Consider the following 19,576-nt stretch of genomic DNA (forward strand, 5'->3'; position numbering starts at 1 on the left):
AGGCCGGAGAGCCGGTTGTCCACAGCCTGCAAGAAAGGCCGTTCGCTGAGGTCCGGACTGCTTACTTTCTCTGGCATGGAACGCTCGATCGCGGATGAGATCCGCACTCACTGGACCAGGACGCCGCTCGATCGAGGTGCGGTCTTGTTGGACGCGGCCCAAGACCATCTCCGGAACGGAGACTTGGACCAGGCGGTAGAGATTTGGAAGGAGCTCGTCTTGAAGGGTGGCGTGTACGCCGACTCAGCCCGCCTCGACTATGCCGAGCATCTGTTCGACGAATACGAGTATGACGACGCCTATACCCAACTGCATGCAGTGTTGGCGCCGTGGCGAATCTTCAGCAAGTCGTGGCTGCGCGCAGTCGAGATGGTCGAGCAGCACGAACCGGAAGTTGCTCTCCACTTGTGCATGTCGGCCATCGACTGCATCACACCCGAGAATGTCCGAAATCCTGCCAGAGCATCCCGCCTCCTCCATCTGGCTGCAACCTGTCGCAGGTTGAGATGGGAAGCGGGGATCCGCCTCACCGATACAGATCTGCTGGCCAAGATCGGTCACTTTGAAACGCGACAGAAGCAGTTGCGACTACTCACCGTCATCGATGAACCCGAGGTGGTTGACGGACAACTTCATTTCTGGGATCGCGAGCTGCTTGAGTCGCTGGACAGGCCTTCGGGAACCGCCATCCGGCTGGAGCGACCCGCCGCCTACTACCTGAAGATCGAACGATTACTTCGAGCCCATGACGGAGGCCGGGTCGTTGTGACTCGGCTGGAAGGTGCTGATTGGACGCGCCTCGTACAGCTGGCTTACAACGCCAAGCACTCCGACGATCTTCAGACCATCGTCACCCGGAACAACCCGGGCACGGCTGTCGAGTGGCCACCAGGGCGGAACCAGCCGTGCTGGTGCGGTTCGGGAACCAAATACAAGAAGTGCTGCGGGGCGAACAGGCCGCCACCATGACCCTCACCCAGTCGAGGGGTTGCGCGGGTTAGGGGCCGGCGATCGGTAAGGTGGACCTATGGCTGACGAGTACCGCGTTGAGGTTGAGCTGAACGACTCTGAGCATGGGTTGTCGTTCTGGGAGCGGCTGCGGGCGCTGGGCGTGGATGAGGACGCGAAGAAGCGGCTCGGGGGCCAGGTGACGGTGACTCGGGACGGTTCGCGGTTGCTGATCTACGCGAACACCGAGGAAGACGCTCGCGAGGCCGAGAAGACGGTGCGTGAGGTCGTCACGGACGATCACCTGACCGCCGATTACAAACTGTCACGGTGGAGCCACGCGAAGCAGGAGTGGACGGACCCGAGTGTTCCCGAGGACGAGGACGCTCCCGAGCCCAGCTATGAAGGCGTCGAGACCCCGGACAGGAACTATGTGGTGATGCAGACCTACAAGCCTGAGTTCCTCCGCGACCTCGGTCTCTGACGCAGCCGCCCGGACAGGACGAACGAGCCGGTACGCCGAGCCAACGCGGCTCGGCGTACCGGCTCGTTTCAGTTGACCGGCTATTCGCCCGCCGCCCCGGACCGCGGAGCGGGCGAAGCGGCCTGCCCTCGTGGTCGCCTCTTCCTCGCGGTCGCCTCCTACTCGCCTGTGGGACGAACCGGAATTGCCGGCCGGGCGTCGTACTGTCGGACGGGTCTGGGGATTGGCGGAAGGGGTGTGGTGGTGGACGAGTTGAGGTTGCGGCCGGTTGTCGAGGACGACTTGGCCATGTTCAGGCGGTTTGCTGTTGAGCCGGGGTTGATTGGGCTGGACTGGGGTGGGTTCAGGGATGCGCAGAAGGCGGCGCGGGACTTTGAGGAGGACGGGTTCCTGGCGGACGACCACGGGAAGTTGATGGTGGAGGAGCGTGCGGAGGTTGCTGGGTTTGTCATGTGGACGGCGGGGTCTTTCGACGAGATCACGACGTACTGGGAGATCGGGATCTCGTTGTTGCCGGAGTACCGGGGGCGTGGGATCGGGTGGCGGGCGCAGAAGATGCTGACCGAGTATTTGTTTCTGCATACACCGGTGCAGCGGATCCAGGCCGCCACGCATCCGGAGAACAAGGCTGAGCAGAGGTCGTTGGAGAAGGCTGGGTTCCAGCTTGAAGGCGTGATTCGCGCGTGTGAGTTCCGGGCCGGTGAGTATCGGGATGGGCATCTGTACAGCCGGCTGCGCAGCGATCCCCCGGCATGAACGACCCCGGCAGCATCGGCATCAATGACCCGAGCAGCACTGGCATGAGCGGCTCGGACGGCAGTGGTTCACCGAGAGGGGAGCCCCTGCTGCGGAAGGTCGATGCGGTGACCGTGAGGGTGCCCGATCTTGAGAGTGGGTTGGCGTTCTATCGCGACAAGCTCGGCCACCACCTGCTCTGGCGGAACGACGAGATCGGACAAGCAGGTCTCGCATTGGCCGATGCTGACACCGAGATCGTGCTTGCGACGGAGCTCGACTATGCGCCGAGTTGGCTTGTCGAAGATGCCGACGATGCTGCCCAGGTGTTCGTCGAAGCAGGCGGCGGGATCGTCACGGAGCCGTTCGACATCCCGGTCGGGCGGTGCGTTGTCGTGGCCGATGCGTTCGGCAACAACCTGGTGTTGCTCGACTTGTCGAAGGGGCTGTACGCAACGGATGACAACGGTTCGGTGACGGGGGTGGAGCAGCCGGGCTCGGAGAACCCTGCGGAGTAATAGCCTCGGCGGGCGGCTGCGGCGTACGGCGGGTCTTCCAGGTGTGCGGCTGCGATTCTGCGACGCTGAACTGAAGAGGGAGGGGAACTATGTCCGGACGACGTGGTCTCGTTGCTGGTGCACTGCTGCTCGCGCTGGTCCTCACCGGTTGCGCCGACGTAGCGGCCGATCCCGGGACGGCGCCCTCGTCCGGTTCCCCGACGCAATCCGCCACAACATCCAGCAGTACTCCGTCCGCGAACCCGAGCGGCACACCGACCAGCACTCCACCGGTCAAGCCGACCCCGAAGCCCACCGCTAAGCCGACCGCAAAGCCCAAGCCACGACCGCCCGCGGCGTACGCGAAGCAGGTCGAGGCCAAGCTCGACGCCCTCGGCTACCCGGTCGGCGACGTCGACGGCGAGATCACCAAGCGCGCGAAGCAGGCCCTCTGCGCCTGGCGCGAAACCAACGGCCTCCCGATCAGCCGCGGCGGGCTCACCTCTGCCGACGTCCGATCGGTGCTCACGGCAACAAAGCGCCCAGCCGCCAACAAGGAGCCCGGCATCTACGTCAACAAGACCTGCCAGGTGCTGTACCAGGTGGTCGGCAAGACGTACCGCCGGATCGTCTGGGTCTCCACCGGCGGCCCCGGGTACGACACCCCGAACCGCACCGGCAAGGTCTGGCGCAAGTGGGCCGGCGCGCACGAGAGCAGCCTGTACGACGACGCGTACATGTACGACTCGATCTACTTCCTCAAGGACCGCCCGGGCATCGCCCTGCACGGCTCCCGCGTGAACACCCTGATCAAGACGTACCCCGCGAGCCACCGCTGCGTACGGGTCATGCGTCCCCAGATCCACCACATCTTCGCCGAAACCCCCATCGGCACCAAGGTCAGCGTCTACGGCCAGTACTGATCACGGGGCCAGGTCCGCCAGGATCCGATCCGCCTCGGCCACGATCCGCCTGACCAGGACACCTGCCGGGACGATGTCGTGGATCAGCTCCACCGACTGACCCGCAAACGGCAGGGCCTCGTCACCATGACCGCTCCGGATCAACTCGAGCAAGCGTGATCGCTCGGCGTCATCCACCGAGGCTGGATCGCGCTCGAGCCGATCGATGAAGTCGGTGCGCAGCGCACGAGGCGCCATTGGTACGCCGAGCTGCGGCAGGGTGAACGGCGGCATCGCCACCTCACTGTGCCGGACCTTCACGGCGTCGAGCGCATGTGACGCCACGAGCCGGTCCTTCCACCCAGCGGAGGCTGCCATCTCGGTGGTGGCGAGGAACCGGGTCCCGATCCAGGCGCCTTGCGCGCCGAGCGCCAGAGCGGCGGCGAGCCCCCGGCCATCGGCGATACCGCCTGCGGCGAGCACCGGTACTGCGCCGGCCAGGTCGGCGATCGCCGGAACCAACACCAGCGTGGAGATCCAGCCCGAGTTCCCGCCGGCTTCTGTGCCCTGCGCAACCAGTACGTCGGCGCCGGCGGCCAGAGCCACCTCCGCCGAGGCGGGATCGCCGACGGTCTGGAGCCACAGGATCCCGCGATCATGAGCACGCTTGATCAACTCCGCCGGCACGCCCATGTGGAACGAGATCGCCTTCGGAACCACTTCGAGCGTCGCCAAAAACGCCTCCTCGTTGAAGGGCCGGCCAGTGTGGTTGATCGCGAACGGCGCATCGGTCAGCGATCGCAACCGCTGCCACTGAGCCTCCAGTTGCGCCAACGGTAGGACCGCAGTACCGACGCTTCCCAACCCGCCCGCCTCGCAGACGGCAGCCGCAAGGTCGACCTGGTCCCAGGGCCCGAACGGCGCCAGCACGATCGGCACCTCAATCCCCAACAGCTCACAGACCCCTGTTCGCATATCGCTCCCCCGTTTCTCCCGGCCCACGAGCTGTCATCACACAGCCGGACTGGTCAGTCGTTGTGGTTGTGCCGGATGCGCTCGATGTGGAACCGCGGGCGCTGACCGCCGACGGATTCCGGGAGGCCGGCCAGGAGGTCCGGGAGGGCGAAGGCGTCGAACAGGCTCAGATCGAAGAAGGCGACGGCGTGGATGATGCCTGCCGCTGTGAGTGTCAGGACCTGGATCTGGAATGCGCGGTGCGTGTTGTCGACCGGGTCGCGCATGTAGACCGCGAAGGCTGGCTGGCCGTTCGCCTTGATCGGCACGAGAACCTGGTCGCCCGGGCCCTTCGCCGGGCAGTGTGTGGAGATCAGCCGGCCGATGTTCTTGGCGCCCCGGAACCACGAGGTGAACGGCGGCATCTCCCAGACAGCATCGTCAGCGAACAACTCGACGATGGCCGGTACGTCGTACTGCTCGAACGCCTGGGCGTATCGGTCGAGTAATACAACTGAATCGGGTCGGGTGTGATCGACGACGTCGCCCGGTCCTGGATCGAAGAGCACCCTCGCTTCTGCCAGGAGGTCGTCGACCGCAAGCGGGCGAGCGTCGAGTACCTCGGCGACCTCGGCCGCCGGCCATCCCTCGAGGTCGCGCAAGATCAGCGCGGCCCGATGCTGCGGCGGCAGGTACTGCAAGGCGGCGATGACCTCCAGCCCGACAGTGTCGCGGCCGCCCCCGACGAGCGCATCGGGAATCGGCTCGAGCCACAGCACCTCCGGCCGCTGGGCGAGCTTGCCCTCCGGCTCACCGCTCGGTCCGGCGAGACCCGTCGGCAGAGGGCGCCGGCCGATGCGGTCGACTTCAGCGAAACAGGCCTGGGTCGCGAGCCGGTACAGCGGCGTCTGCGGAGAGGTTCGGCCGATCAGACGTGGAGGTCTGCGCGTCGGAAGACGTCCCTGGACACCGTCTCGGCGTTGCGCACCGAGCCGAGCATGCGGTAACAGTGCGCGAGCAAGTCCCGCCGGAGCGAATCGGCGCGGAGGTCGTCACTGCCGAGATGGTCTGCCATGGCTACTGCTTCTGCTGATTCCTCGATTCAGAGCCTGGTCCGAATCTACGACAGTACGACGACGTGGGCGACTGCCTCACCCCGTAGGCCAGTCGCGGCGGTCCCGTTGCAGGGAGTCGATGGTGGTTGCGAGGCGGAGGGTTGCCATGTCTTCGAAGCGGGGGGCGGCTATTTGGAGGCCGATGGGGAGGCCGTCGGAGGACCAGCCGCAGTTGACCGTTGCGGCGGGGTGGGCGGACATGTTGTACGGGACGGTGAAGGCGATGTGCTCGAACGGCTTCAGGGGGTCGTCTGTCGGGTAGGCGAGTTCTGCGGGAAAGGCGGTGATGGGGGCGACTGGGGAGATCAGGAAGTCGTAGGACGCGAAGGCGGCGTTCACCGCGGTGGCCATGGCGGTCATCTGAGTGTGGCCGTGAAAGACGTCGAACGCGGTCAGGTCGGTGGCGGTGGAGACCCAGCGGCGGATCTCGGGGAGGACCTTGGCGCGGCGGTCTTCGGGAAGGGCGTTGATGTCGTACGCCGAACGGACCCGCCAGAAGCGATCGAGGCCGTCCAGCATCTCGCGGGTGATGATCGGGGCGATCGGTTCGACGATTGCGCCGGCCTTTTCCAGGAGGGCGGCTGCGGCGGAGACGGCGGCGGTGACCTCGGGGTCCACTGGTAGGCCGACGCCCGCGTCTAGGAGCAGGCCGATGCGGGTGCCTTCGATCGGGCCAGGCTCTGTGTAGGTGTCCGCGATGCGCGGGAGCGAGGTTGGGTCGCGGCGGTCGGGGCCGGTCATCACGGTCAAGGCGAGCGCGGCGTCTGCCGCAGTACGGGCTAGTGGGCCGATTGCTCTGCCTGGGTAGGGGTTGCCGACTGCTACTCGGCCGTGGGTTGGTTTGAGGCCGACTACGCCGCACCAACCGGCGGGGAGGCGGATGGAGCCGCCGATGTCGGTGCCGATGTGGATAGGCCCGTACCCCGCTGCGGCGGCTGCGGCGGCGCCTGCGCTCGAGCCTCCTGGCGTACGGGTCGTATCCCAGGGGTTGCGCGACAGGTGGTGGAAGGTGGAGACGCCGGACGAGAGCATGCCGTATTCGGGCATCGTGGTCTTGCTGAAGATGACGGCGCCGGCCGCGCGGAGGCGGGCTGCGGCGGGAGCGTCTTCGGTTGCTGGGATGAGTTCGGTCGCGGCCGTGCCTTGCGGTACCGGGGTGCCGCGGGTGGCGATGTTTTCCTTGATGGTGATCGGTACGCCGTCAAGCGGGCCGGCTGGGTCGTTGCGGAGCCAGCGGAGCTCGGATTCGCGAGCTCCCTCGCGAGCTGCCGTGGGATCGAGGGCGTAGAGCGCGCAGAGTTTGGGCTCGAGCGACTCCACCCGGGCGAGCACGGCCTCGGTCACCTCGACCGGCGAGAGCGAGCCGTCCCGGTAGTACGCCAGCAGATCCGTGGCGGTCAGATCGGCGAGGTTCTCAGTCATCCGCGGCTCCAGACGGTCGATTAGTTCGGGGGGTCGAAGCGGCCGTCGACGGCGGTCCAGCCTCCGTCGACGTGCAGGACGCTGCCGGTGACGAACGAGGAGGCATCCGAGGCGAGATAGACGACAGCGCCGGCCAGTTCGTCGGGAGTTGCCCAACGGCCGAGGGCGCCCTTCTGCGCGTAGGCGTCGTACCAGGCCTGGTTCGCCTTGATCTGTGCGGTGAGCGGAGTCTCGACGACGCCGGGTGCGATCGCGTTCACCCGTACGCCGCTGGGGCCGAGCTCGGCGGCGGCAGTTCGCAGGAGTTGGACGAGGCCGGCTTTGGTTGCCGCGTACACCGATTGGCCGGGTTCCACGGTGGTAGCACGGATCGAGCTGAATCCCATGATGCTGCCGCTCCCCCGCTCGGCCATCGGTCCTCCGAACGCGCGGATCAGGTCGAACGACGCCCGCAGGTTGAGCGCGACCACCCGATCGAACTCCTCGCCGGTGTAGTCGAGGATTCGCTTCCGCACGTTGGTCGCGGCCGTGAACACCAGTACGTCGACGTCCTGCAGCTCGGCAGCCGCACGGATGATCGCGTCTTCATCGAGAACATCAACTCTGTACGCCGTAAGGTGTTCGCCACGCGAGACGGTTTCCTCGGCCGCGGCGAGATCCCGGTCCGCGCAGGTCACGCGGGCTCCCTGAGCCGCCAGAGCCAGCGCCGACTCGCGCCCGATCCCGCTCCCTGCTCCGACGACGACCGCGTGCTTGCCGTCGAGCCGGAACAACTTCGAGTAATCCCGCTCCATCAGTGCCTCCTCGTTCCCCGTGCCCGCGCGGCTGACGTCGATGTGTTCGAGGGGCGCGTGGGCATGGGCATGATCACGGGTGCCGGGGTGTCGGGCGGATGATTGCCATCCGGGTGGTGGTGAGTTCCTCGATGGCGAAGCGGGGTCCTTCGCGACCGGTACCGGAGTCCTTGACGCCGCCGTACGGCATCACGTCCGAGCGGAACCCGGGTACCTCGTTGATCACCACTCCCCCGACGTCGAGTTGATCGATCGCGTCGAAGGCTGTCTCTAGAGAGGAGGTGAAGACGCTGGCGTGCAGCCCGTACCGCGACGCGTTGACCGTGCGGAAGGCGGTGGCGATGTCAGGCACCGAGCGGATCGCGATCACCGGCCCGAAGATCTCCTCGTCCCAAGCCAACTGCCCGTGCGGAAGGTCCAACAACACCGTCGGCCCGACGATCTCTGGCCTCGTCGAGGTGTCGGCGGCTGAATGAGCAGGGTGGGCGAGGGTGGCGCCGGCAGTTATGGCTTCGTTGATCCAGGTGTGGACTCGGTGGGTGGAGCGGTCGTCGATTAGGGCTGAGACTCGGGTTTCGGGGTGGCGGGGGTCGCCGACGACCAGCTGGTCTAGGCGTGGAGTTAGTTCGGCGAGGAAGGGTGCGCGGACTGACTCGACGACTATTACTCGTTGGACGCTGATGCAGGCTTGGCCGGAGGCGTAGTAGCCGCCTCGTACTACGGCGTCGGCGGCGGCTGGGATGTCCGCGTCGGCGGCAACCACGAGTGCTGAGTTGGAACCGAGCTCCAGGAGCACCTTCGTGGGGGCCGCGTCGCGCGCGATCTGGTGGCCGACTGCGGCTGAACCGGTGAAGGAGACTGCGCCGATTCGTGGGTCGGTGGTGAGGGTGGAGCCGACGTCTACTCCCCCGGTGACCAGCTGCACGGCCGATGCCGGCCCGCCGGCGCCAGCAAGTGCCTCGCGGACCAGGTGGACGAGCCAGAGGGTTGCGAGTGGAGTTTGCGGGGCGGGCTTGACGATGATGGGGCAGCCGGCGGCGAGGGCTGGGGCGATCTTGTGGGACGCGAGCAGGAGCGGATAGTTGAAGCCGGCGATGCCGATGACTACCCCGATCGGCTTGCGGACCCAGAAACCCATCAGGCCGTCGCCGCTCGGGAGTAGATCCAGCGGGACTGTCTCGCCGTGGAGGCGGGCGACTTCTTCCGCTGCGGTTTCAAGCGTCAGAAGAGTCCGCTCCACCTCGACGCGGCAATCGACGAGCGGCTTGCCGGTCTCCAGAATCAAGAGATCGACGAAGGCGTCACGCTGGTCGCGGACAGCGGAGAGCGCTCCTTGAAGAGCTGACCTGCGGACATGTGAAGGCAGGCGACCAACCTCGAAACGCACAGAGAGCGCGTTCTCGAGTGCCTGCCGAGCCAGGTCCACATCCCCGACGGGCGCCTCAGCAACCACTGACCCGTCGTACGGGAAGTGCACAGGGGCCGTTGACGGCGCTGCTACCCACTCCGAGCCGATCGGGAGGCCGGTGGGGAATGGGAGCTTGCCCGGCTGAGACTGGTCGGCGGGTTCGGGTGGCGTCGTGGGTTGCTGGTCCGTCATGCGAGGGCTCCCTTCGGCGGGTCGGACGGGGTGCCTGATAACAGGTCCGCGGTGGTGGCGCCGGCGAGGGCGCGGGGCAGGGTCGGGATGGACGAGACGAGTCGGCGGGTGTACGGGTGGGCCGGAGCGGCGTAGACGTCGCCGGTCGGGCCGGTTTCGACGATCTCGCCGGCGTTCATCACGGCTACTCGGTCGCAGACGTGCTTGATCACCGAGAGGTCGTGGGAGACGAAGATCAGGGTGAGGTTGAGTTCGTCGACGAGGTCGGAGATCAGGTTGAGGACCTGGGCGCGGACGGAGACGTCGAGAGCGCTCACCGGTTCGTCGGCGATGAGGATACGTGGGCGCGGAGCCAAGGCTCGAGCGATGGAGATGCGCTGGCGTTGACCGCCGGAGAACTGGTGAGGGTAGCGGTCGCCGGCGTCAGCGGACAGGCCGACGGCTTCCAGCAACTCGCGAACGCGCTCTCCCGAGGCGGGATGCCCTTGTACTACGAGAGGTTCGGCAATGATGTCGCGGACTCGCATGCGCGGGTCGAGCGAGCTCATCGGATCCTGGAAGACGAGCTGCAGGTTCTCGCGGAGGAAGCGGAGCCGGCGTTCCGGCAGGTGGGTGATGTCGGTGCCTTCGACAACAACCTGGCCCGAGGTCACGCGGTCGAGGGCGGCGATGATGCGCAGCAGGGTGGACTTGCCGCAGCCTGATTCGCCGACGATGCCGAAGCGTTCACCCGCCTGTACTTCGAGGCTCACCCCGCGCAGTGCACGTACGACGGGAGCCGGGCGCAACAACGACGTACGAGGGCGCGGGTAGTCGCGCACGACATCGACCACCCGGATCGCAGGATCGGCCACGGAAAGATCCGAGGGGCGGTGGTTGGCCGTGGGGTCAGGCATCGGCTGGCTCCAAGGCTGGGGCGGGGTGGTGGCAGGCGAAACCGCGGGAGGCCGTGCCACTCCACGGAGGGGCCGTTGCGCAGATCTCGGTCGCGTGCGCGCAGCGAGTGCGGAACACGCAGCCGTTCGGGAATTGACCGGCGGCCGGTACATTGCCCGGGATCGTCGGCAAGCGACGGTCGGCTGATTCGAGGTCGGACGCCGCGATGAGGCCCTGCGTGTACCGGTGGCGCGGAGAAGTGAACACCTCGTTCACCGGACCCGATTCCACGATCCGCCCGCCATACATCACCAGCACGCGTTGGCACACGGTCGCAACCACCGCCAGATCATGGGTGATGAACAGCAGAGCCGACGAGCGATCGGTGACCCCACGCACGATCAGATCGAGCACCATCGCCTGCACGGTCACGTCCAGCGCCGTGGTGGGCTCGTCGCAGATCAGCAACGAAGGATCGTTGGCCAAAGCAAGAGCCAGAACCACTCGTTGCCGCTGGCCACCAGACAACTGATGTGGATAGGCACGAAGAACGTCAGGCAACTGCACCCGCCCGAGCAGTTCAATGGCAGCCGCACGAGCCGCGCGTCGACCAGGAACCGTGTCGTGGATCAGCATCGCCTCGGCGACCTGATCCCCCACCCGCATCGTCGGGTTCAGAGCGGTCATCGGTTCCTGGAAGACGATCGCCAGCTGCCGCCCGCGAACGCGTGACAGCCGCCGCTCGTCAGCACCGATCAGGTCGTGATCGACCCCAGCCAACCGCACCGAGCCGGAAGCGTGCACATCCTCGGGCAACAGCCCCATCACGCTGAGAGCAGTCAGCGACTTCCCCGACCCGGATTCGCCGATCAGCCCGACGCGCTCCCCCGGATCCACCGTCAGCGAGACGTCCTGCACGAGCGTCTTGTCCCGCACAGTCACGGTCAGGTCTTCAACAGCCAAGACGGAGTTCATCGCCGATCCTCCAGCTTCGGATCGAAGCGATCCCGCAATCCATCGCCCAGCAAGTTGAAGCCCAGCACAGCCAGAGCAATCGCAAGGCCTGGGAACACAGCCAGCCGCGGCGCACTGAAGAGGAACTCCTGACTCTCCTGCAGCATCCGCCCCCACGAAGGCGTCGGCGGCGGAGTCCCATACCCAAGAAACGACAGCGCAGCCTCAGCCAGTACTGCGATCGCAAACGACACGGAAGCCTGCACGGTGATCAAGCTGGCCACATTCGGCAGCACATGCCGCACCGCGATGGGAAACGGCTGCCGCCCGGCCGCCCGCGCTGCCAACACATACTCCGTTCGCATCACCTGCAACGCACCACTACGAATCACCCGCGCGAAGCTCGGAATCGAAGCGATGCCGATGGCAATCATCGCCGTCAACGTGCTCGCCCCGAAGACTGCTCCGAACATGATTGCCAACAGCAACGCGGGAAATGCCAGCAGCAGATCGTTGCTCCGCATGATCACCTCGCTGGACCACCTCCGCGACATCGCCGCGAGGATCCCCAGCGGTACGCCGATCACTGCCGCCACCCCGACCGCCACGATGCCGACGAACAACGTCGTCCGCGACCCGACCATGATCTGGCTCAGCACGTCCCGCCCGAACTTGTCGGTCCCGAACCAGTGAGACCACGACGGCTTGAGAAGACGACTGGCCGGATCCACGAGCGTCGCGTCGTACGGGGTCCAGACGAACGACACCAGAGCGGTGACCACGATCAACAGGACGATCACTCCGCCGGCCACAAGGCTCGGGTTCAGCCTCCTCATCGCGAACTCACCCGCAACCGGGGATCCAGCGCGACGTACAGCAGATCGACGAAGAAGTTGACGACCAGGACCGCGACCACCAGCACCATCACGACGTCTTGCACCAGTAGGAGATCCCGGTTCGAGACAGCGTCCAGCAGCAGGCTGCCGAGCCCCGGGATGACGAAGACCCGCTCGACCACAACGGCGCCGATCAACAGCGTCGCGAGCTGCAGTCCGAGCACGGTCACCACCGGCACCGCCGCGTTGCGCAGACCGTGCCGCCACAGAGCAGGAAACGGCCGCAATCCCTTCGCTCGCGCGGTTCGCAAGTAGTCCTCGCGCAGCACTTCGAGCACAGCACTGCGGACGTACCGAGTCAGTACCGCGCCCTGCACCAGGCCGAGCGCCAACGCCGGAAGGATCAACTGCTGCAAGAACATCCCGGGATCCTCAGCCGGTGGAGTCCATCCGTTCGCGGGCAACCAGCCCAGCTTCACGGCGAACAGCGTGATCAGCAGGATGCCCGCCAGAAACGCAGGCACGGCCACACCGACCTGAGACAGCGCGGACAACGCCAGCCCGGAGACGTGCCGATGCCGCGCAGCCATCACCGTGCCGGCCGGAACCGCGATCACCAGCGCGATGATCATGCCCGCCACCACCAGCCAGAGCGTCACCTGGAACCGGTCGATGATCTGGGGCCCGATAGCAGCCTTCGACACGTACGAGATCCCGAAGTCGCCCCGCAGCAGTCCGCCCAGCCAGTCGAGGTACTGCGTGGGCAGCGGCCGGTCCAACCCGAACTGCTCGCGAAGCTGCGCGACGGCCTCCTCGGACGCGTTCACGCCGAGCGCGACCCGGGCTGGATCACCCGGGAGCACCGCCATGAACGCGAACACCAGCACCGAGCTGACCACAAGGCTGACCAGGAGCACCGCGGTGCGCTCGATCAGGCGGATGATCATCGGGTCCTCTCGGTGGGCAGGTCAGGAACGCGCGAGGTGGGACAGGTCGAAGGACTCTGTGATGGCGTTCTGCGGCAGGCCGGTGATGTTCTTCTCCGCGACCATCAGGTTCGGCAGTAGGAAGAGCCAGTCGCCGGCCGCCTGCTCGGACACCCGCCTCGCGGCCTTCTTCATGTCCGCGACCTGGGTGGCCTCGTCGCCCGCGTCCGCCGAGGCGAGCAGCGCCTGCAGCGTGGGGTCGTCGTACCGGGTGTAGTACTTCGCGTTGAAGACGGCGCCGAGGTCGCGGGGTTCGACGTGCGCGATGATCGACATGTCGTAGTCGGCGTTCTTGAACACGGTGGTCAGCCACGCGGCCGGGAACTCCAGCTGGTCGATGGTCACCTTCAGCCCGGCCTGCTCCAGCTGACTCTTGACCACCTGACCGCAAGAGGTTGCGTAGGGCAACGTCGGCAGCCGGAGCCGGAGCGAGGCGCCGGTGGCACCCGCTGCCTGCAGCAACGACTTCGCCTTCGCCAGGTCGTACGGCGCGACGCTGGTCAGGTCCTCGTACCACGGGTCCGTCGGCGGCACCATCGAACCGATCAGCTTGCCGCGACCGGCGAAACACGTGTCCAGCAAGGCCTTGTGGTCGATGGCCTGCCGGATCGCCTGGCGGACCCGGACATCCTTGAAGACCGGGCGCGAGTTGTTGAACGACAGGAGAACCTCGCCGTTCGTGGTGCCCTCGATCACCTGGTACTTGTCGTTGCTGGTGAATTGGCTGAGGGCCTCCGGCGCCTGCACCGTGCCGACCACGTTGATCGTGCCGGTCAGCAGCGCGTTGTTCAGCGCGGTCGGGTCCTTGAAGTATTTCAGCGTGACCTGGTTGAAGAACGGCTTCGTCCCCCAGTAGGTGTCGCTGCGCTGCAGCACGATCGAGTCGCCGCGCTTCCACGAGCCCAGCTTGTACGGGCCGGTGCCGACCGGGTCTGTGGCGAGCTTGTCGACGCCGGTCTGGGAGAACATCGCGCCGATCCGGGTGGTCATCCGGAACAGCCAGTCGTTGCTCGGCTTGGCAAGCGTCACCGTGAGCTTGGTGGGCGAGTCGGCCTTCGCGTTCTGGACGACGTCCATCGCAGCCTTCAGCGAGGTCGTCCACTTGGTCTTCACCTGGTTGATGCTGAAGACCGCGTCGGCTGCGGTGAACGCGGCGCCGTTGGTGAACTTCGCGTTGTCGACCAGGGTGAAGGTGTAGGTCTTGCGGTCCGGCGAGACGGTCCACGACTTCGCCAGGTCCGGCACGATCTTGCCGGTCTCGTCCTGCTTGACGAGTCCGTTGTAGACGTTGCCGAGCAGCGCCTGCGGGATCGCGGCACCGTCCGTGGTGGTGAAGTCGAGGCTGGCCGGCTCGGCGACCAGGCCGATCGAGAGCGACTGGTCGGCGCCCGGGGACGAGCCCGACGACGTACTCGAGCCGGCCGAGCAGGCCGTGACGACCAGGAGTCCGGCGGTTGCGAGCAGTGCGACCGCTCGGGTGGGATACGACTTCACGCGAACTCCTCTGGTGCCGCCGGCTGTTGCCCTCATTCGCCGCATTTTGCCTGTCCATCGGTGCGGCCACGCCACCGGATCGCCGATGACCGTGCCAGAGTTCAGCTGGTCAGACCAGTGGACTAGGTCTCAATAGGCCACTAGGTTTGTCGCTACCGAACGGACTGTCAAGCGATGGGGGCCGAGATGGCGAAGGGACTGCGGTTCCAGCCGGTGCAGCCCGTCCGCGCCTACCAGCGGATCGTCGAGCAGATCGAGGAAGCGCTCGTCCGCGGTGACCTCGCCCCTGGCCAACGGCTCCCCAGTGAGCGGGAGCTCGTCACCCAGTTCGCGGTCAGCCGGTCGACCGTGCGCGAGGCGCTCCGGGTACTGGAGAGCAACGGTGTCGTCCGTTCCCGGCCGGGCGATCCGAACGGCCCGGAGATACTGCCGTTCTCCGCCGGCCCACTGCGCAAGCAGATGACCCGGCTGGCGCGCGTGGACGAGCTGACCCTGAGCGAGCTGATCGCGTTCCGGATGATCATGGACGGCGCGGCGATCCAGCTCGCGTCGCGGTTGCGTACGCCGGAGCAACTGGTCGAGATGGAGCAGACCCTGGTCGCGATGCGCGAGGCGATCGAGGAGGACTTCGACGCGTTCAGCGAGGCGGACGTGGCGTTCCACGACGCCGTCGCCCGGGTCAGTCGCAACTCGCTGATCCAGACCTGCAACGAGGTGGTGCGCGGCGTCGTACTGGGGTTGATCGCGGACAAGGTCACGCACGCCGCGAACAGCCGCGCGCTGATGCTCGAGTCACTGCAGCACCATGCCGAGGTGGTCGAGGCGATCCGCGCCGGCGACGGTCACGCCGCCGCCCGGATCGCCCGCCAGAACCTCTACGACTACTACGCCAGCTACGTCCCGGCCCCGGAACGAGAACCCCTCCGAGCCCTGATCGACGACTAGCCGCCCGGCGGCTGGTAACCACGGCCGCACCGGCCGCTCGTACCCCGGCCGCGGGCCCGGCTGTTTCGCGACGGCCACTGTCGGGTTGTTCGACCGCTGGCGGCTTACTAGGTGCCAGTCGCCACATACCCCGCCACTGGACCTCGACGGTGCAACGATCGCGCGATGGCACGCCGGATTCGGGCGACCAGCTCGACGGGCTGTGCGAGGTCTGCCCAAACAGCTCGCACCACCTCATAGCCGAGGTCTCGGAGCTCGTCCTCGCGAGCCTTTTCGGCGATCAGCACCTCGGCGCCGACGCCGGCGTACTTGAGCGCACCATCGAACTCGACGATCACTCCCCAATGTTCGAGCAAGAAGTCGACTCTCGCCACCAGCCTTCCGCCGACGTCCCGGATCTCGGCTTGCAGCACAGGCGCGGGCAGGCCGAGATCCGCCAGCAGAACGCGCAGGCGCGACTCGCCGACCGACTCCGATCGCGCGTCGCCGAACGACGCCGCCCGCTGTGCCGTCCCGATGCCGGTCCGGCCGGCGAATAGACCCAGCGCATCGGCGAACTGCTCCGCAGTAGCGATCCCCTGCCGCAGCGCCGCATCGACCACAGACACAGCCACCGGGTACTGCGTGCCGCGGATCGTCTCGACCACCGACCGTGCTCCAGGCGTCAACCGCACCCGATCGACCTCGACCGAGTCCGGGACCGGCGGACGAGCCGCATGCTGGCAAACCGATCCGTTCGATCTACCGAAGCCGTCCACCCTGGTGAGATGAACCCGACTCAGGTCGAGGTCCGACACCTCGACGCCATGCAGCAGCAAGGCCGACTGATGGCTGACGATCGCGCGGCCGCCGAGCCGGTGATAGATCGCTCTAGCCGTCATCCGGTGCTGCCAGATCGCCTTGTCCCAGTCAGCCCGAGAGTCGTCGTCAGGTCCAGGTATCGCGTAGGCACCACGGCAGAGTCGCAGCCAACGGCCGTCCCTCACTCGCGCGTGGACCTCGTCATCGGTGTATCCAGCCGCAAGCGCGTCCTGCCGATCGAACCAGCCGCCTCGCTTCGCTGCCGTCGCAGCCAGTTTCATGTTCATGCCAGAGAACATGCCGAGCCCGGAGCAGCCCGTGTCTGTGATTTGCCGGCTTGTGGACGGCGCGGTACCGATCACTGTCTGTTCGACCGCTGGCGGCTTACAAGGTGCCAGCGGTCGGACAAACCGTCATCGGGTCAGGTTTCGTGCTCCACGACGCGGACTCGGGGGACCTTGAGTTCGCGTTTGGCGCGGTGGGCCCAGTCGGAGCAGACGAAGCTCGCGGCGGTCTCGGGCCACGCGACCACGACGACCTCCTGGCTCTTCGTTCTGTTCACCAGGGTCTTCAGGGCCAGCAGGATCTCGCCGTGGGTGATCGAGACGTTGACCCGGCAGTCGTTCAGGCCGCGCAACCGGCGCGAGCTGTGCTCGATCACCGAGGCCAGGTCGGTGTCCGGATCCGCCAGCGCCGTCGCGGTCGACGCAGCCGCCGCGCGAGAGACCGAGGACATGCCCGCGACATCCGCGAAGCTCGACCCGAGCAGCGCCAGTGGTCCGCCGATTCCCTCGGTCGGATGACTGGAGACGAGCAGGTGGTAGTCCACCAGATCTTCCCGCCTTGCGTGCAGGGCGGCCACGCGTCGTGCGTCGCCCTCGCTCATCTCCCGCTCGATGAGCACCACCACGTCGTACGTCATTCGTGGCTCCCTTCGCCGACCCTTCCTTTGTAACCCCAAAGGGCCGGCGAATCCCGTCAAAGCCCCGGCAACTTCATCGAATTGTCAAACTCCCTGCCTCGGACTCACTGCATCAGGTCCGGGATCTCGTGGGCGAGGAGCCGACCACGGTCACCGGCGGCCAGCGCCTGGACGCGACCGGTGGCCCGCCGCGCGTCAGCCTTGCCTGCCGATTCTGTACCGGTCGCAGCCAGCGGTACTGCGGACTGCGGGTCCGCGGGGCGGCGATGATGCCAGTCGGTCAGCGCCTGGTACGCCGCGGCGACGGCGAGCAGGCGATCCTCCCCGAAGGGCTTCCCGCCGAGAATCGTCCCGATCGGCACACCCTTGGCGGTGAAACCGATCGGCAGAGCGAGCTCGGGCAGACCGATCGCGTCGAACGGGTTGGGACTGGTCTGGACCACGACGTCGCACTGCTCGAACAGGTCGTCCAGAACGCGCTGCAGCAGAAGCACCTTTGCTCGCTGACCGATCAGGTATTCGTCGGCGCCGAGCAACGCGCCCTGCAGCCAACCTGTCACCGACACGCCGAATCCCCGGAGATCCGACCGCAGCATCGGCAGGAAGGGTTCGCTCCGCTCGGGCAACCTGACGTTGTTGAACGCTGCGTTGGTGAGGACGTCCCACTCGTCGGGCATCGTCACGTCGACCAACTGCAGGTCTTCCACCTCGGCGAGCTTGCTCAGTGCGGCCCGGCGCGCGGCGGCAGTCTCCGAAGTACCCGTGGTGAAGCCCGGGATCACGCCGACCCTGGTACGCCAGCGCACCCGCACCTTGCGACCCCGCAGTACGGGTGTGGCCGCGGTGATCAGGTCGGGGACGGGTGGGAGGCCCTGTGTGCGCGGGTCGTTCGGGTCCTCGCCGGCCATCGCGGTGAGCATGATCGCCGCGTCCTTGGCATCCCGGGCGAGCGGTCCTGGGTGGTCGCGCGTGTAGCTGAGCGGCACGATGCCGTAGAGGGACACGCGGCCCATCGTCGGCTTGAGGCCGGTCAGGTTCTGCGCATTGGACGGCGCGATGATCGAGCCGCCCGTCTGCGTTCCGACGGCGGAGGTCGCCATCCGGGACGCGACCGCAGTGGCCGATCCGGACGAGGAACCGCCCGGGTCGGTGGACGGGTCCGCGGGCGTCCACGCGTTGACGGTGGTGATCCTGCCGTCCGGCGTTGTGGCCCTCGTCGTGGCCAGTGGACCCATCTGGGTCTTGCCGAGGACGATGCCGCCCGCACCCGTCAGGCGCCGTACTGCGGTCGCGTCGAAGGGTGGCTCGAACTTCTCGAAGAGGTACGAGTTCGCCGTGGTCGGGATGCCGCGAGTGTAGTAGTTGTCCTTGATCGCGAGCGGGATGCCGTGCAGCTCGCCACCGCGGGTGCGGCCGAGCGAACGGGCGCGGGCGAGGGCCTCGTCAGCGAGGACCAGGTTGAACGCCTGGTACGTCGCGTCGAAGGCGCCGATCCGGTCGAGGTAGGCCTCCAGGAGGCGCTCAGGACGAAGCTTGCCGCTGCGGATCAGCGTGGCGGCCTCGGCGATCGTGAGTTCGGTGACGTCGGCGATCGCCTCGGGGCGGACCGGGACGTCCGGGGTGGTGGTCGATTGGAGGTTGCCCTGCGGTCCTGCGTACGCGACGGCGGGCAGGGCGACCGTGCCGACCGTCGCGGCTGCGGCGAGGGCGCCGACGCGATGGATGAAGGAACGACGGTCGACTCGGGTGTCCATCGGCTCGTCGGCCGTGGTGACGACCACGTGGTTCAGCGGGGCGGTCACCGGGACTGCCTCATGATGTCGATGGACGGGAAGAGGGCGGGCGGGGACACCTGCTGCGCGAGGGCGGCGCGGTCACTATCCGGACCGGCGGCCGCGAACTGGTAGGCGGCAAGCGGGACGATCGTCGTACGGACGAAACTGCGGAGGCCGGCCAGCGCGGTGTCGCGCCCGGGGCTGCCGGTTTCGGGGTCGGGCTCGGTACCGGCAGGGAGTTGGTCGAGATCGATGCCGATCGCGGCAAGCCGGGCGCGAATCATCACGTCCAGCTCGGCATCTGAGGGTGGGGTGAGGCTCACTCGTGCTCCTCGAGGTCTGCGGCGGAAAGACTGCAGACCTGTTATGTCACGACATGTATGTCCCCACATTTCACTGATGTCGCAGCAAAGTTAACTCCCCACCCACGCGCCGACCGACGGTGACTTCATCTCGGTCGACCGAGGCGGAGGGTCGGTGGAATCGGCAGCGAGCCCGACCCTGCGTATCGCGGCGCCTTCGAGCGCAGCCGGCGT

At 66.9% G+C, this 19,576-nt stretch carries 21 protein-coding genes; 6 read left to right on the forward strand and 15 right to left on the reverse strand.

All coding sequences use genetic code 11. The features are described 5' to 3' along the window. The first annotated feature begins 75 nt into the window (after positions 1-75). From EV648_RS43475 to EV648_RS34480, 5 genes are all read left to right on the forward strand, one after another. On the forward strand, positions 76-969 hold the full coding sequence (locus EV648_RS43475; protein ID WP_199234975.1) for an SEC-C metal-binding domain-containing protein: 894 nt from the start codon (positions 76-78) through the stop codon (positions 967-969). A 58-nt stretch (positions 970-1,027) separates the two neighbouring features. Beyond that, a complete protein-coding gene (locus EV648_RS34465) occupies positions 1,028-1,432 on the forward strand; it encodes a hypothetical protein (RefSeq protein WP_132299290.1) in 405 nt (134 codons plus the stop codon). A gap of 243 nt (positions 1,433-1,675) precedes the next feature. After that, positions 1,676-2,188: a GNAT family N-acetyltransferase gene (locus EV648_RS34470; RefSeq protein ID WP_241995883.1), complete on the forward strand. Its 513-nt coding sequence runs from the start codon at positions 1,676-1,678 to the stop codon at positions 2,186-2,188. A gap of 107 nt (positions 2,189-2,295) precedes the next feature. Continuing rightward, entirely contained in the window at positions 2,296-2,685 is a 390-nt protein-coding gene (locus tag EV648_RS34475) for a VOC family protein (protein ID WP_158294151.1), read from the forward strand. A gap of 89 nt (positions 2,686-2,774) precedes the next feature. Then, positions 2,775-3,587 carry a L,D-transpeptidase family protein gene (locus EV648_RS34480; protein ID WP_132299293.1) on the forward strand — a complete coding sequence of 271 codons (813 nt, stop codon included), beginning with the start codon at positions 2,775-2,777 and terminating at the stop codon, positions 3,585-3,587. On the opposite strand, the gene EV648_RS34485 is transcribed toward EV648_RS34480, so the two are convergent. From EV648_RS34485 to EV648_RS34530, 11 genes are all read right to left on the reverse strand, one after another. Next, positions 3,588-4,541: a nitronate monooxygenase family protein gene (locus EV648_RS34485; protein ID WP_132299294.1), complete on the reverse strand. Its 954-nt coding sequence runs from the start codon at positions 4,539-4,541 to the stop codon at positions 3,588-3,590. 53 nt (positions 4,542-4,594) lie between these two features. Next, positions 4,595-5,452 (reverse strand): RNA polymerase subunit sigma-70, encoded by an 858-nt coding sequence (locus EV648_RS34490; protein ID WP_370452760.1) that lies wholly within the window; start codon positions 5,450-5,452, stop codon positions 4,595-4,597. Next, positions 5,449-5,595 (reverse strand): hypothetical protein, encoded by a 147-nt coding sequence (locus EV648_RS44445; protein WP_241995884.1) that lies wholly within the window; start codon positions 5,593-5,595, stop codon positions 5,449-5,451. The genes EV648_RS34490 and EV648_RS44445 overlap by 4 nt, the downstream gene beginning before the upstream one ends. 76 nt (positions 5,596-5,671) lie before the next feature. Beyond that, entirely contained in the window at positions 5,672-7,057 is a 1,386-nt protein-coding gene (locus EV648_RS34495; RefSeq protein ID WP_132299295.1) for an amidase, read from the reverse strand. A 20-nt stretch (positions 7,058-7,077) separates the two neighbouring features. Further along, the gene (locus tag EV648_RS34500) at positions 7,078-7,851 is read right to left on the reverse strand and encodes an SDR family NAD(P)-dependent oxidoreductase (protein WP_132197390.1); all 774 of its coding nucleotides are present in this window, start codon (positions 7,849-7,851) and stop codon (positions 7,078-7,080) included. A 73-nt stretch (positions 7,852-7,924) separates the two neighbouring features. Continuing rightward, positions 7,925-9,451, reverse strand: coding sequence for an aldehyde dehydrogenase family protein (locus EV648_RS34505; protein WP_132299296.1), 1,527 nt, complete (start codon positions 9,449-9,451; stop codon positions 7,925-7,927). Further along, positions 9,448-10,347 (reverse strand): ATP-binding cassette domain-containing protein, encoded by a 900-nt coding sequence (locus EV648_RS34510; RefSeq protein WP_241995885.1) that lies wholly within the window; start codon positions 10,345-10,347, stop codon positions 9,448-9,450. The genes EV648_RS34505 and EV648_RS34510 overlap by 4 nt, the downstream gene beginning before the upstream one ends. Continuing rightward, positions 10,340-11,302 (reverse strand): ABC transporter ATP-binding protein, encoded by a 963-nt coding sequence (locus EV648_RS34515; protein WP_132299297.1) that lies wholly within the window; start codon positions 11,300-11,302, stop codon positions 10,340-10,342. The genes EV648_RS34510 and EV648_RS34515 overlap by 8 nt, the downstream gene beginning before the upstream one ends. After that, the gene (locus EV648_RS34520; RefSeq protein ID WP_132299298.1) at positions 11,299-12,117 is read right to left on the reverse strand and encodes an ABC transporter permease; all 819 of its coding nucleotides are present in this window, start codon (positions 12,115-12,117) and stop codon (positions 11,299-11,301) included. The genes EV648_RS34515 and EV648_RS34520 overlap by 4 nt, the downstream gene beginning before the upstream one ends. Continuing rightward, positions 12,114-13,058 carry an ABC transporter permease gene (locus EV648_RS34525; RefSeq protein WP_370452761.1) on the reverse strand — a complete coding sequence of 315 codons (945 nt, stop codon included), beginning with the start codon at positions 13,056-13,058 and terminating at the stop codon, positions 12,114-12,116. Before EV648_RS34525 ends, EV648_RS34520 begins: the two co-directional genes overlap by 4 nt. 27 nt (positions 13,059-13,085) lie before the next feature. Then, complete coding sequence (locus EV648_RS34530) at positions 13,086-14,597, reverse strand: ABC transporter substrate-binding protein (protein ID WP_132299300.1); 1,512 nt, start codon at positions 14,595-14,597, stop codon at positions 13,086-13,088. 174 nt (positions 14,598-14,771) lie between these two features. Here EV648_RS34530 and EV648_RS34535 point away from each other — a divergent pair, with 174 nt between their 5' ends. Next, positions 14,772-15,542 carry a FadR/GntR family transcriptional regulator gene (locus EV648_RS34535; RefSeq protein ID WP_241995886.1) on the forward strand — a complete coding sequence of 257 codons (771 nt, stop codon included), beginning with the start codon at positions 14,772-14,774 and terminating at the stop codon, positions 15,540-15,542. Positions 15,543-15,649: 107 nt separating this feature from the next. Here the strand turns inward: EV648_RS34535 and EV648_RS34540 are convergent, their stop codons facing one another. The 4 genes from EV648_RS34540 to EV648_RS34555 form a co-directional block, all read right to left on the reverse strand. Continuing rightward, complete coding sequence (locus EV648_RS34540; protein WP_132299301.1) at positions 15,650-16,630, reverse strand: type IV toxin-antitoxin system AbiEi family antitoxin domain-containing protein; 981 nt, start codon at positions 16,628-16,630, stop codon at positions 15,650-15,652. Positions 16,631-16,764: 134 nt separating this feature from the next. After that, positions 16,765-17,265 (reverse strand): hypothetical protein, encoded by a 501-nt coding sequence (locus tag EV648_RS34545; RefSeq protein WP_132299302.1) that lies wholly within the window; start codon positions 17,263-17,265, stop codon positions 16,765-16,767. Between the two features lie 104 nt (positions 17,266-17,369). Then, positions 17,370-19,067, reverse strand: a complete 1,698-nt coding sequence (locus EV648_RS34550) for an amidase (protein ID WP_241995887.1) — start codon at positions 19,065-19,067, stop codon at positions 17,370-17,372. Next, positions 19,064-19,363 (reverse strand): hypothetical protein, encoded by a 300-nt coding sequence (locus EV648_RS34555; RefSeq protein WP_132299303.1) that lies wholly within the window; start codon positions 19,361-19,363, stop codon positions 19,064-19,066. Before EV648_RS34555 ends, EV648_RS34550 begins: the two co-directional genes overlap by 4 nt. Positions 19,364-19,576 lie beyond the last annotated feature (213 nt).

Origin of the sequence: Kribbella sp. VKM Ac-2568 (genome assembly GCF_004345365.1) — a bacterium.
In the GTDB taxonomy this organism is placed as follows: Bacteria; Actinomycetota; Actinomycetes; order Propionibacteriales; family Kribbellaceae; genus Kribbella; species Kribbella orskensis.

What these genes read in the sequence shown, in the direction of transcription:
- EV648_RS43475 (WP_199234975.1), top strand. Translation starts at nt 76, where the DNA reads ATGGAACGCTCGATCGCGGATGAGATCCGCACTCACTGGACCAGGACG.
- EV648_RS34465 (WP_132299290.1), top strand. Translation starts at nt 1,028, where the DNA reads ATGGCTGACGAGTACCGCGTTGAGGTTGAGCTGAACGACTCTGAGCAT.
- EV648_RS34480 (WP_132299293.1), top strand. Translation starts at nt 2,775, where the DNA reads ATGTCCGGACGACGTGGTCTCGTTGCTGGTGCACTGCTGCTCGCGCTG.
- EV648_RS34485 (WP_132299294.1), bottom strand. Translation starts at nt 4,541, where the DNA reads ATGCGAACAGGGGTCTGTGAGCTGTTGGGGATTGAGGTGCCGATCGTG.
- EV648_RS44445 (WP_241995884.1), bottom strand. Translation starts at nt 5,595, where the DNA reads ATGGCAGACCATCTCGGCAGTGACGACCTCCGCGCCGATTCGCTCCGG.
- EV648_RS34495 (WP_132299295.1), bottom strand. Translation starts at nt 7,057, where the DNA reads ATGACTGAGAACCTCGCCGATCTGACCGCCACGGATCTGCTGGCGTAC.
- EV648_RS34500 (WP_132197390.1), bottom strand. Translation starts at nt 7,851, where the DNA reads ATGGAGCGGGATTACTCGAAGTTGTTCCGGCTCGACGGCAAGCACGCG.
- EV648_RS34505 (WP_132299296.1), bottom strand. Translation starts at nt 9,451, where the DNA reads ATGACGGACCAGCAACCCACGACGCCACCCGAACCCGCCGACCAGTCT.
- EV648_RS34510 (WP_241995885.1), bottom strand. Translation starts at nt 10,347, where the DNA reads ATGCCTGACCCCACGGCCAACCACCGCCCCTCGGATCTTTCCGTGGCC.
- EV648_RS34515 (WP_132299297.1), bottom strand. Translation starts at nt 11,302, where the DNA reads ATGAACTCCGTCTTGGCTGTTGAAGACCTGACCGTGACTGTGCGGGAC.
- EV648_RS34520 (WP_132299298.1), bottom strand. Translation starts at nt 12,117, where the DNA reads ATGAGGAGGCTGAACCCGAGCCTTGTGGCCGGCGGAGTGATCGTCCTG.
- EV648_RS34535 (WP_241995886.1), top strand. Translation starts at nt 14,772, where the DNA reads ATGGGGGCCGAGATGGCGAAGGGACTGCGGTTCCAGCCGGTGCAGCCC.
- EV648_RS34540 (WP_132299301.1), bottom strand. Translation starts at nt 16,630, where the DNA reads ATGAACATGAAACTGGCTGCGACGGCAGCGAAGCGAGGCGGCTGGTTC.
- EV648_RS34545 (WP_132299302.1), bottom strand. Translation starts at nt 17,265, where the DNA reads ATGACGTACGACGTGGTGGTGCTCATCGAGCGGGAGATGAGCGAGGGC.